Annotated in this window: 9 protein-coding genes, 1 tRNA gene and 1 pseudogene; 3 read left to right on the top strand and 8 right to left on the bottom strand. The window is 43.2% G+C overall.

All coding sequences use genetic code 11. The features are described 5' to 3' along the window. Positions 1-257 precede the first annotated feature (257 nt). Positions 258-470, top strand: a complete 213-nt coding sequence (locus H6G79_RS32550) for a hypothetical protein (protein ID WP_190594669.1) — start codon at positions 258-260, stop codon at positions 468-470. Here H6G79_RS32550 and H6G79_RS32545 read toward each other — a convergent pair. From H6G79_RS32545 to H6G79_RS37080, 6 genes and pseudogenes are all read right to left on the bottom strand, one after another. Then, positions 442-525: transfer RNA gene (locus H6G79_RS32545), tRNA-Leu, on the bottom strand. The genes H6G79_RS32550 and H6G79_RS32545 overlap by 29 nt on opposite strands. Positions 526-585: 60 nt before the next feature. Then, a complete protein-coding gene (locus tag H6G79_RS32540; protein WP_190594668.1) occupies positions 586-1,686 on the bottom strand; it encodes an alpha-hydroxy acid oxidase in 1,101 nt (366 codons plus the stop codon). Positions 1,687-1,980: 294 nt separating this feature from the next. After that, entirely contained in the window at positions 1,981-2,286 is a 306-nt protein-coding gene (locus H6G79_RS32535) for a DUF4090 family protein (RefSeq protein WP_190594667.1), read from the bottom strand. A gap of 128 nt (positions 2,287-2,414) precedes the next feature. After that, complete coding sequence (locus H6G79_RS32530) at positions 2,415-2,729, bottom strand: four helix bundle protein (RefSeq protein ID WP_313934710.1); 315 nt, start codon at positions 2,727-2,729, stop codon at positions 2,415-2,417. A gap of 214 nt (positions 2,730-2,943) precedes the next feature. Then, a complete protein-coding gene (locus tag H6G79_RS32525; protein WP_190594666.1) occupies positions 2,944-3,855 on the bottom strand; it encodes an Rpn family recombination-promoting nuclease/putative transposase in 912 nt (303 codons plus the stop codon). 5 nt (positions 3,856-3,860) lie between these two features. Then, positions 3,861-4,010: pseudogene (locus H6G79_RS37080) on the bottom strand (DUF4090 family protein); the annotation flags it as partial. Between the two features lie 110 nt (positions 4,011-4,120). On the opposite strand from H6G79_RS37080, the gene H6G79_RS32515 reads away from it, so the two are divergent. After that, on the top strand, positions 4,121-4,492 hold the full coding sequence (locus tag H6G79_RS32515; RefSeq protein WP_190594665.1) for a hypothetical protein: 372 nt from the start codon (positions 4,121-4,123) through the stop codon (positions 4,490-4,492). Between the two features lie 98 nt (positions 4,493-4,590). Here H6G79_RS32515 and ppc read toward each other — a convergent pair whose 3' ends face one another. Further along, positions 4,591-7,644 (bottom strand): phosphoenolpyruvate carboxylase, encoded by a 3,054-nt coding sequence (gene ppc, locus H6G79_RS32510; RefSeq protein ID WP_190594664.1) that lies wholly within the window; start codon positions 7,642-7,644, stop codon positions 4,591-4,593. Positions 7,645-7,744: 100 nt separating this feature from the next. Then, on the bottom strand, positions 7,745-7,984 hold the full coding sequence (locus tag H6G79_RS32505; RefSeq protein ID WP_190594663.1) for a hypothetical protein: 240 nt from the start codon (positions 7,982-7,984) through the stop codon (positions 7,745-7,747). 217 nt (positions 7,985-8,201) lie between these two features. Here H6G79_RS32505 and H6G79_RS32500 point away from each other — a divergent pair, with 217 nt between their 5' ends. Further along, positions 8,202-11,222: a DUF1574 family protein gene (locus H6G79_RS32500; protein WP_190594662.1), complete on the top strand. Its 3,021-nt coding sequence runs from the start codon at positions 8,202-8,204 to the stop codon at positions 11,220-11,222. Positions 11,223-11,310: the final 88 nt, after the last annotated feature.

The raw sequence follows: 11,310 nt of genomic DNA, 5'->3' as shown, positions 1-11,310 counted from the left end.
TTTTTTGAAGATGTGCTGCAACTATTTTTTCTCGAAGATCGACAGAGTATGACTTCATTTAGAGGTATTTATATTTTAATTTATTGTACCTCATAACAGACGCAAGTGCTGTATGTCCTTCACGCCAAAGCGATACCAACCATCACTTACTTTGTCATTGCAGAGATAAACTAAGCAGTAATCAGGGTATAGTTGGACTCCGTTTTGATCCCTCTTTTTATTACGGAGAGAGAAAAATACTAACACCAAATTAAAAAATGATTGCGACAGATGGATGGCTCAAAAGCTTACCGATCAACCCTTACCCAATCCAAAATCCAAAATGGTATAACTCACTTATGAATGCTAAACAAAATCATTTAAACACCCTTGTTGATAATAAACGTAAAACTAAGAGTTTTGGATTATTCTTTGCTAAAGGTAACAAAATAGTTTTAATAATGGGCAGGAGGAGAATCGAACTCCTATGACCGCAAGGTCGCCACATTTTGAGTGTGGTGCGTCTACCAGTTTCGCCACCCGCCCTTGGGTGCAACTTTCCTAATATAGCATATCCATCAACTTCTCTGCAAGTAATTTTGCGGGTTAGTGTTTGAAAGTGACTAAACTAGGGTCAATATCTTGTATGGATGTGCAGCCACTCAGAGCCATCGCTACACTTAATTCATCTTGTAGCAGGGAGATGATATGGGATACGCCAACTTGTCCTGCTACAGCTAATCCCCAGAGTACGGGGCGACCGATGAGAACAGCTTTTGCGCCTAAAGCCAAGGCTTTGAGGATGTCTGTACCACGACGAATCCCGCCATCTACTAGCACTTCGGCTTGATTATCTACAGCAGCAACTATTTCCGCCAGTGCATCTAAAGAGGCGATCGCACCATCGAGTTGTCTGCCACCATGATTAGAAACTACAATTGCTTTGGCTCCATGCTCAACTGCTCGCATCGCATCATCAGCGCGTAAAATACCTTTGAGTACCAAAGGTAGTGGCGATAAGGACTGCAACCATTCCAAGTCATGCCAGGTTACAGCCGGGTTTAATTGCTGGGCAAAATAAGTAAACAATCCAGATTCTGCTGATTCTTGGGGAATATTCAACCCGGAAATATTGGTAATATTCGCCAATTGCAATCCAGGGGGTAAGCTAAAGGTGTTCCGCACATCTCGCTCTCGTCGTCCCAAAATTGGCGCATCCACAGTTACACACAGGGCTTGATAACCTGCGGCGTAAGCTCTTTCTACTAAATTCCGCGTTAAGGCTCGGTCTTTATGGATATACAGTTGGAACCATTGCAAGGCATTATGTTTGTAACCTACCGCCGCCACTTCTTCTAAGCTTTTGGTAGCCATTGTACTCAAGACCATACCCACACCTGCGGTAGCTGCGGCTAAGGTTGTGGCTAGTTCTCCCTGGGGATGGGCTAGACACTGAAACGCCATCGGTGCAATTAATATGGGTAGTTGTAAAGGCTTTCCTAAAATAGCGGTGCTTAAATTGCGATCGCTCACATCTACCAACATCCGAGGACGCAATTTTATGCGTTCAAAAGCAGTGCGGTTATCTCGTAGTGTAATTTCATCCCAAGCACCACTACTGTAATAATCAAAAGCCATCTGCGAGAGATGCTGTTTGGCTAACTGTTCATATTCCCAGAGGTTAATGGGTAAAGAGACATCTGTCATGATGACGAAAAATCAAAGGTTTGGGAGAGGATTGTTTGAAAAGGGTGTAAGGGTGTGAGGGTGTTTGAGAACGGTGTGAGGGTGTACTTCTCTGCGAGACGCTCCGCGAACGGCTGCGCTCAGTAACCGGGGGGTTTAGGTGAGCAAAACCCATACACTCCTATACCCAGCCTCAACAGACAATCTTTGTAAACCCAACCCATACACCCAGCCTCAACAGACAATCTTGGTGCGCCTTACCCATCCCTACACCCATTCTTGACAGACCAACTTTGTATGTAAGTCCTGAATTAATTACTTCCCACCGTAGAAAAAGGCGATTTCTTTTTCCTTTAAGGGTGCAAAACCCGCATCGATGAGTTTTTGGTCAAGTTCTGCTTGGGGAATATGTTTAGCACCGATTCTCACAATCCGCGATCGCATGGTATTAGAAACGCCACTACGCTGTCTATTTGCTTCTAAGGCCATGACTTGATGATAAAGGTCTAGCTTGGCACTAGGAATGGGACTTCCATCAAAATCTATCCCTTTAGCGATCGCTTCATCAATCGCATCTGCACCCTTGGTTGTGGAATTTACTTGATTTGTTTCAGCAGTCATGGCTATTTGCTCTTTCTTTGCTCTGGGTAGATTTTACCAGGACTGATGCACAAAGATTATCTGTTGAGGCTGGGGGTGGGGAGTGTGGGAGGTGTGGGGAGTGTGGGGGGTGTGGGAGGTTTGGGAATTTAGTCAAGTAACCAATCATCTGCATGGGTAATCATCTTGACTAACCCACTAAGGACTTGATTGTAAGGAGCGTAGAGTTCTCTTCCTTGTTCAACGGTAAGATATTGACATTTCACAGCAAACTTTAACCAAACTTGAATTTCTGCTGCCTCTGCTTCACAATCATTGAGTTTAGCGGCAAAAGCGGCTTTATATCGCCGGTTTCTCCAAGCCTCTGCCATATTTGCACAGACAGAGCGAGAGGAGCGACGAATTTGGTCAGTATGATGAAGAAGTTTTTTCTCATGATTCCATACAGCAGATTCGATGTTTATGAGGTACAGCAACTGATTGCAAAAAGTAATGAGTAATGAATAATGAGTAATGAGTCAACAACTTACTTATTACTCATGGTGTACCTCAATTACTTCAAAAGTGCTGTATTCTCACAGTGAGACAATAAAAATGAGATCGCCCTTCTTTGGTAAAGTACAACAAGCGATCGCCCATGCTCACCAAACAGTAAAATTACTCTCAAATTTTGTACATTTAATTAATTCGCGCCCGTAACCAAGCCTGTAAATCAGCTACGCCTGTAAAATCGAGCCATGCTTCACCCAAATCTTCCAACATTTGCAATGGCAAACCAGCAACCATAGAACGCGTCTCTTGGGTAAGTTCTCCAAACCGCTTGGTTAATTGTCTGATAATAATATTCGCTGTCGCTTCTCGTGTTTGTTCTCGTCCTTCCTCTCGTCCTTCCTCTCGTCCTTCCTCTCGTCCTTGCTCTCGTGCTTCTTCTTGAACTTCTTCTTTAATTTCCTGATAAACTCTCGTTTTCTTCAGTGTGATGTCTAACATTGACTCCACCTCTCTTAGACTCAGTTGCTCAAACCGATATGTCATGATTGTCGTGATGATTTCAATTATGGCACGACTTGTTAATGAAGAAGCTTCTTGACGACTTCTTGCTAATAAATACCTAGCTTCTGTGGGGGCTTGTTCTTCTTCTAGGGTAGTTAATACCATTACCGCTACCCACAAAGGTAAAGAACGAATTTCTCCCAACTCATCCAAATATACTCTATGTACTTGGTTGCCGTTGAGTAATGTTCTGTGAGGATGAGTATCACTCTGTTCAATACTACGTGATGGATAAATTATCACTGCTTGCCAATCACTAAATCTGTCACGGTTGCGGTAAAAATACAGCGAAGATTCTGCAAATACTCTTTCATAAAGCTTTTCATCTTTTTGAAACTGCACCTCACAGAAATAGACAATACCCGGACTGGCATTTTCTGGTGGTAAGAATACTCCATCAATTTCAAACTTAGGTTCTTTGACAGCTACTGAGTCAAATTTATATTCGCCTGCATTTGCTGGAGGATTTGTTAATAGTTCAAATAATAAAGTTGGAGATTGTTGGAATAATTTGTAAAAAATCGAATCTCGGCGCATGAAGGGTTGCTGTGGGAATATATGACTTGATGATAAAGGTCTAGCTTGGCACTAGGAATGGGCGTTCCATCAAAATCTATCCCTTTAGCGATCGCTTGGTCAATGGCATCTGCACCTGTAGTTGGGGAATTTGCTTGATTAGTTTCAGCAGTTATGGCTATTTGCTCTTTCTTTGCTCTGGGTAGATTTTACCAGGACTAGACCCTTGGCATTTTGAGAAATTTTGGATTAACCTCGAACCATCGGTATAGGAATAGGTGAGGCTATGTCTGAGGCTCACATCTCTCAAAACAACGATCGCACCCTCGAAAAAGCACTAACTAACAGGATTATTGATGACTATTTTGATAATTCCGAAAGTTGGCTAAGAGCGATTTTGCGTATGTGTATATTCTCTTTAGCTCACTTGAACAAAAAACCAGTATTTATTGTGGAATGCCCCAATCAAGCTGTAGCTAAACGTTTAAGTCGCAAAACATATCCATTCCGGGGGCTAGTATACTATTTAACCGATAATTTATACAGTGGCGATCGCACTTTGTTTTGTTATCAGGATACCAAGGACGGTACTTGGCATTGTTTTGATACTAGTACCAATTCCTGGAGAAATTTGCATAACTTGCGATCGCGCAATTGAAGTCTGAAGTCTTCTACCTCGTCTACCTTGTCCCCTTTTCCCTAGTCAATGGTCACTAGAGAACGAATGACCATTGACAAAGGACTCCCCAAACCAAATCAGCCAGTATTTCGCATTCCCGCAGCAATACCATTAATGGTTAACAGTGCGCCCCGGAGTAATTCGCCTTTGCTGTAACGGGAGTGAATGACACCAGAGGTAGCTGTAGTATTTTTGGCTTGGCGCAGGCGCTTGAGTAATGAAACCTGGATGAAACCGAGGGGTACAATTGTCCCATTACGTAATTGTACTGAACGCTGCAATACCGGATCACCATCTAACAGTCGAGTGTGACCAGTGATTTTCAGGACGAAATCTTTTGTGAGATAGTATTCACTGGCGATTTGCTCAAAGACTACCTCGAAGCGTTCTTTGTCTTCTGGGTTGGATAATTCTTGGACGTAGTGTCGCGCCATTTGGATATCGACTTTCGCCAGTGTCATTTCTGCTTTGGAAATCACCATTTTGAAGAACGGCCACTTCATATAAAAGTAGCGGAGTAATTTCAGGTGTTCTTCTGGTTCTTCATTCAAAAACTCTTGCAAAGCTGTTCCGACACCGTACCAAGAAGGTAGTAAAACTCTGGTTTGTGTCCAGCTAAATACCCAAGGAATCGCCCGTAAACTGCTTAAATCTTTCTTTCCTGAAGGACGACGTGCGGGGCGAGAACTGATTTGCAGTTGGCTAATTTCTTCAATGGGGGTGACTTGGTTGAAAAAGTCAATGAAATCTGGTTGTTCGTAGATTAAAGCACGATAATGTTGCCGCGATCGCGCTGCTAGTTCTTCCATAATGTCGTTCCAAGGTTCAATATCATCAAACCCTGTCCGCAGCAAACTGGCTTGAATTACCGCAGTGGTGACGGTTTCTAAGTTGTATAACGCCAAGTCCACCAAGGAATATTTAGAAGCTAAGACTTCCCCTTGTTCGGTAATTTTAATTCGCCCGTTAATACTGTGGCCTGGCTGTGCCAAAATCGCCTCGTAAGCAGGGCCGCCACCTCTACCCACAGAACCGCCGCGACCGTGGAAAATTCTTAAATCAACACCATATTCTTCGGCGATTTTCTGCAATGATTTTTGGGCTTTGTGAATTTCCCAGTTGCTACTTAAGAAGCCAGAGTCTTTGTTACTGTCGGAATATCCCAACATGACTTCTTGTAAGTCGGGTGTAATTGTGGAATGGGGATTTGCTTCAGCATCAGAAAGCCTTTGCTGAATATTTTCGTAGCCGCCAGCCAATAAAGCCCGATACGAGGGAAGTTCAAACAGCTGACGCATAATGCTGCGGGAACGCTGTAAGTCTTCTACGGTTTCAAATAACGGTACAACTTGAATTGTGCCAACGGCAATGGCTGGGTCAAATAATCTTGCTTCTTTGGCTAAGAGTAAAACTTCTAGTACGTCGCTGACTTGACGGCACATACTAATAATGTAAGTTTGGCAAATGTTAACACCAAACTCTTGTTGCAGCGTTCGCAAAATTCGGAAGGTTTCAATGATATCGTTGGTTTTTTCGGAAAATGGCAATTCCGCCGGAATTAAGGGGCGGCGGGTTTGCAATTCGGAAGTTAACCAAGCCACGCGCTGTTCTTCTGAGAGGTCGTTGTATGCTTGGGGTAAAACTTGCAGATAGTCCAAAATTTCATTTAGCGCATCCGAATGGCGGGTCGATTCTTGGCGGATATCTAACTGTGTCAAGTTAAAGTCAAAGATTTCGACTTGACAAATCAAATTATCCAGTTCTCGGCAACTTAAGCCCGTTTCGCTCAAATTACGTTGAATTAGTCGTAATTCTGCCAAGAAATCTGCCCCAGAACGATACATTGGTGCATCTTCGTTGCTGGGCGTTTCCCGTTTATATAATGCTAAATTGCGATCGCGGGTATTTTCTAACCGTCTCAATACATAAGACAACTTCAACCGATAAGGTTCTTGGCGATAACGCAACGCTAAAGCATCATATATATCACTTAACTGTGACTGATCTAATTCCAGCGATTCGAGTAAATCTGGTAAAACATCACTCCAGTGCATCGAGATGCTTAATAATTCAATCAGCTTTTTGACTGACTGAATATAGCGTTCCAGCACCATTTTGCGCTGATAGCAAGCTGTTTTCCAGGTAATTTCCGGTGTCACTGAGGGGTTCCCATCTCTATCGGAACCTACCCAAGAACCAAAGGAACAAAAGTTTTTCCGGGGCGGTTCTAACCAATCAAAGGTTTTACCCAAAGCATATTTAAACCGTTTATGCAGTTGGGGAATACCATCAAATAAGACTTCTTGGAAGTAGTGCAGGGCGTAATCTACTTCATCTAACACTGTGGGTTTAAATTGGTGGAGTTCATCGGTACGCCACCAGAGGCGAATTTCTTCTAGTAGCTTTTCGCGTAACTCCCCTGACTCCCAAGGATACGCACCAACACGATTTTCCACTGCGTCCATTTGTTGCAGGAGATTGACAACTTGTCTTTGTTTATCGCGGATGGTGTGACGGACAATTTCTGTGGGGTGGGCGGTGAACACCAAGCGCACATCTAACTGGGAAATTAAACGCTGAATTTGTTGGGGTGGGACATTCAAATCATACAAATAAGGAAACAGCGTGGCAAAAGTGCCTTTTTGTTTATTTTGCATTTTGCCCACCCAGCTTTTAGCCAACAAATCTGAACCGATACCTTTGTTGACAAAGGCATCATCTTCTTTATCGTTGGAGGAATAGGTACTTTCTGACATGGTGTCAGAAGTGGTGGTAATTTGATCGTCTATTTCGGAGTAGCGGGTAAGTTGCTGCTTCTGCTCATATTCTTGCTCAATAATGTTAATTAGCTGAAAATAAAGCGCAAAAGCCCTTGCTGCCCGAATGGCTTCATTAATATTCAGTTGTTCAATCAGTTTAACGGCGGCGGATGCTTGGTCGTTGGTGGCTTGTCCTTCTGGCGAACACAAATCGCGCAACTGCCCCAACAAATCTACCATTTTCTGTCCGCATTCTTGCCGCAAGACGTTCTCCCATAATTCTTCAACGATTTGGAGACGACGACGTAAAAACAATTCTGATGCAGGGTAATAATTCGCAGCGTGTGACACAGAGTATAAAAGCGAACTCATATTTGCTTCTCTTGTAAAGCCAATTACTGTTTACATTTTTGAACTTTGTGATTTACGCTCATTGTTTTCTATGAGCGATTTATTTTTTAAAGTATAAGTTTTAGCTTTTATTGGTTAATTCATTGTGACTGGGAAAGGGAAGAATCGGTAAGCGATCGCCGCGAAACAATTCTTCACTTGCTTGCCCGATAGATTCTAGGGCTTTGAGTGTGAACTTTTCGCTTGTCAGCAGCAGTAGTATAGACGCTGTACCTATTTCGAGGATAAAAGATTGGGGAATGCTAAACAAAACCAGATTTAGTCCGGGGTTGGGTGAAGATTGGGAGGTGATAGGAGGCATTGCTAATTTTTGGTGGTTGGCGAACGAGGAAAATGAAACGCAAAACTCAAAATCTGTATGACTTGCAACGATATAAGACTATCTTGGCCTATTTTGCAAGCACAGAAGGTAACAAAAGTGTTAAAAAAAAACAGCAAAATGTGATAGACATTATGGTTCTAGTTTACAAGTGCAGGCAATACCCCCGAATACTCGCTTCCTGTAAAGTTAACTGCCCATGAAAAAACTATTAGTAGATAGCCAGCAAATATTAGTGCAATGGGTAAGCCAAGCAACAGGGATTAACACTTTAGGGGTGAAAGTCCGGTTGCGGGGAAATGACCTACACATTCTTTGTGAAGCGATAGAGTGTCCTCTACGCTGGCGCACTCTTGCTGATTTGCTTCACGCACTCCAGCAAACAGATTTAGATGTCTTAACCAATAACGAACAACCCTCAATATACCAAGTATTGGTTTATGGGCGAAAAAAGGGCGAAAATCGCCCCGAATGGTGTCATCGGGTACATCTAAATCAATTAGACAAGCATTTAGAACAGGTAGAACAAGCCCTCAAAGACGCGGAAGCATCACAGCCGGGTGGGTCGCTAATTATATCAAATGAGAGTTTAGCCCGTCGCGGCGACCCGAATGCGATCGCTCATTATCTCAGTGAAACTCTCAGTTCTTTGGGTGTGGGAGTTCAAGTCAAAATTAAGCCACACCAACCCAAAGACAAAACCCAAGCCCCCACAAATCGTCTCTGGGTTTTTTGTCAATCTGTCTATAGTCCAGATTCTTCCTTATTAGCCGAAACCATTGCCCAAAAACTGCGACTATTAAAGTTGACGGGCTATCAAGATGCAGTCATTACCGCCCAAGTTAGTGGTGAAACAAATAATGATTGGGTACTGCGGGTAGATTTAACGCCCCCAGAGGTAATGCTGAAAGAATGGGCGCGTTGGGGAGATATACAAGCGATCGCTCGGCTGTTAACAGAAGTATTATTAGAATTTAAAGTTACAGTCCAAGCATCTCTCAAAGAATCAACTTTACACCTTTTCTGCTCCCCTGCGTTTGATCCGCTAGAAGATGCACCTGCACCCGATAAAACTCAATGTCTGGATATCATCGTATCGCACCTAGAAGCGATCGCACCTCAAGGCATTCTTGGCGCGACCATATACGGTCAAAAAACTGCCCAAAAGCAACCAGCTTGGATTGATTGGATTTCCCTACCTGCGGCACAACATCCAGCCTTGGCGACTTCCGCTTTAGAGTTAGCCACTAGGGGCGATGAACCAGCTACGCATTTCTTATTAGAACGCTTACTCAATACCGATTTAGAATGGCGCTTGAAAACAGGCGGGATACGTGTCCTTTTACTTCACAAAGGCGACTTGCTGCACATTATGTGTGATGCGCCTGTCTGTCCCAACCGCAAACAAGTCGCCAATAAAGTTACCCAGTTTGTCCGGCAGTTAAAGTTACCTGGAATCACTGGGGTGAGGGTTTACGGTCGTCGGGCTGGTAATAAAGAACCAGTTTGGCATCATGGCGCAGATTTTGTCCAACGCCAACGTTTAGTACCCGAAGCCACCCCAGAGTTTGCCGCCACCTCGGAATATGTGGGTGAACTGATAGTTAAAGACGGTCAAGAACCGATTTTTCGCCCTGATTTAACTTCCGAAGAAGTTCAAAATTTTGTTACAGAAGTCGCGCGAGATTGGGTTGTCAGTACCAGCACGACAATTAAAAATTTCCTCTTAGGTACACAAATATTTACTGAATCTGGTCAGTCAAGCGCCGCCGACCCCGATTTACAAGGTGGACTGAAAGTGGCTTTGGTTTGGGGAACATTAGGATTATTGCTGACACTACAAACCGATTGGATTAGCGGTCAAATTGTGGCACGGACAGTACCTCCACCACAGGCTACTAGTGTAGCGGCTGCCCATGCCGAACCAAAGCCCCCACGCAAACCCAAACATAAAGAAAAAATCGAATTATTGAATAATTCCTCTGGGCAGAAATTATCAGGGTCGAAAAATTCTGGCTTCAACGCTTCTGGGTTTACTGTGAATGAAGATGATCCAGAGGCGACAGATTTAACAGCCGCACCATTAAAAGAAAAAGCCACAGCATCGGCAATTTTATTAGCAGCGCGATCACAAATGCCCAGTTTTAATGCGCGGCAATTAGACGAACAACTAGCTTTATACCGCCAACAATTAAACATTAAAGGCAGTCCCCCAGATATTTTAATTATTGGTTCTTCGCGGGCTTTGCGCGGCGTTGACCCGGCGGCATTAGCCAAAGGTTTAGCCAAACAAGGATACCCAAATATTGAGGTGTTCAACTTTGGGGTGAATGGTGCAACAGCCCAAGTTGTCGATTTTATTATTCGTCAAGTTCTGGAGGTATCAGAATTACCCAAAGTGATTCTGTGGGCTGATGGTTCTCGCGCTTTTAACAGTGGTCGAGACGATATTACCTTTAATGCGATCGCGGCTTCCCCCGGTTATCAAAAAATCCTGGAAAAAGCCCAGAATACTGACGCTAATGAAGAAGCTGCTAACAATCCAGCAAAATCACCAGACAAGCAAAAAAACACAAAAAAAACCGATGAAGTTACTAGCTATCAAGCGATTAATAATGGGTTAAATCAAATTTTAGGAGCTTTTTCCAGTACCTATCAAAATCGTAACCAGCTTAAATCTCTGTTACATCAACAACTGGATAGTTTGCCATTAATTAGCGATCGCAATTCCAAAGACAATCAATCAACAGAATCGGTTACTGAAAGTTCAGATGATGAAACTTCACTGCAATCAGTTGATTTTGATGGCTTCTTACCTTTATCTGTGCGTTTCAACCCAGCGCGATACTATCAAAAACATCCCAGAGTCACAGGTAATTATGACAATGACTACAAATCATTTCAGATCGAAGGCAATCAAGATGCCGCCTTTCAAGAAGTTTTGAAGTTTACGCAGGCACAGCAAATCCCTCTCGTATTTATTAATATGCCTCTCACTGCCGAATATTTAGATCCAATTCGCAAAAAATACGAGCAGGAATTTCAACAATATATGATTCGATTAGCAACAAATCCTAATTTTATTTATCGGGATTTTAGCCAACTTTGGCCCAGGAAAAATGACTATTTCTCTGACCCCAGCCATCTGAACCGCTTTGGTGCTTACGAAGTCTCGAAAAAATTAGCGATCGACCCGGTGATTTCTTGGCCTACAAAGTAAGTGCTGAGTACTTAGTACTGAGTACTGTACACTTCGATTTCTCCTGACGGAGACGCTGCGCGAACGCTCAGTGTAAATGTTGAGTTAA

The sequence above is a fragment of the Anabaena sp. FACHB-83 genome (assembly GCF_014697485.1).
Taxonomy (GTDB): domain Bacteria; phylum Cyanobacteriota; class Cyanobacteriia; order Cyanobacteriales; family Nostocaceae; genus Nostoc_B.
The sequence above is the reverse complement of the archived record's forward strand: the minus strand, read 5'-3'. Positions and strand labels throughout refer to the sequence as shown.

Excerpts from the sequence above, each read along its gene's own strand:
- H6G79_RS32535 (WP_190594667.1), bottom strand. The coding sequence starts at position 2,286 with ATGACTGCTGAAACAAATCAAGTAAATTCCACAACCAAGGGTGCAGAT.
- H6G79_RS32515 (WP_190594665.1), top strand. The coding sequence starts at position 4,121 with ATGTCTGAGGCTCACATCTCTCAAAACAACGATCGCACCCTCGAAAAA.
- H6G79_RS32525 (WP_190594666.1), bottom strand. The coding sequence starts at position 3,855 with ATGCGCCGAGATTCGATTTTTTACAAATTATTCCAACAATCTCCAACT.
- H6G79_RS32500 (WP_190594662.1), top strand. The coding sequence starts at position 8,202 with ATGAAAAAACTATTAGTAGATAGCCAGCAAATATTAGTGCAATGGGTA.
- ppc (WP_190594664.1), bottom strand. The coding sequence starts at position 7,644 with ATGAGTTCGCTTTTATACTCTGTGTCACACGCTGCGAATTATTACCCT.
- H6G79_RS32540 (WP_190594668.1), bottom strand. The coding sequence starts at position 1,686 with ATGACAGATGTCTCTTTACCCATTAACCTCTGGGAATATGAACAGTTA.
- H6G79_RS32505 (WP_190594663.1), bottom strand. The coding sequence starts at position 7,984 with ATGCCTCCTATCACCTCCCAATCTTCACCCAACCCCGGACTAAATCTG.
- H6G79_RS32550 (WP_190594669.1), top strand. The coding sequence starts at position 258 with ATGATTGCGACAGATGGATGGCTCAAAAGCTTACCGATCAACCCTTAC.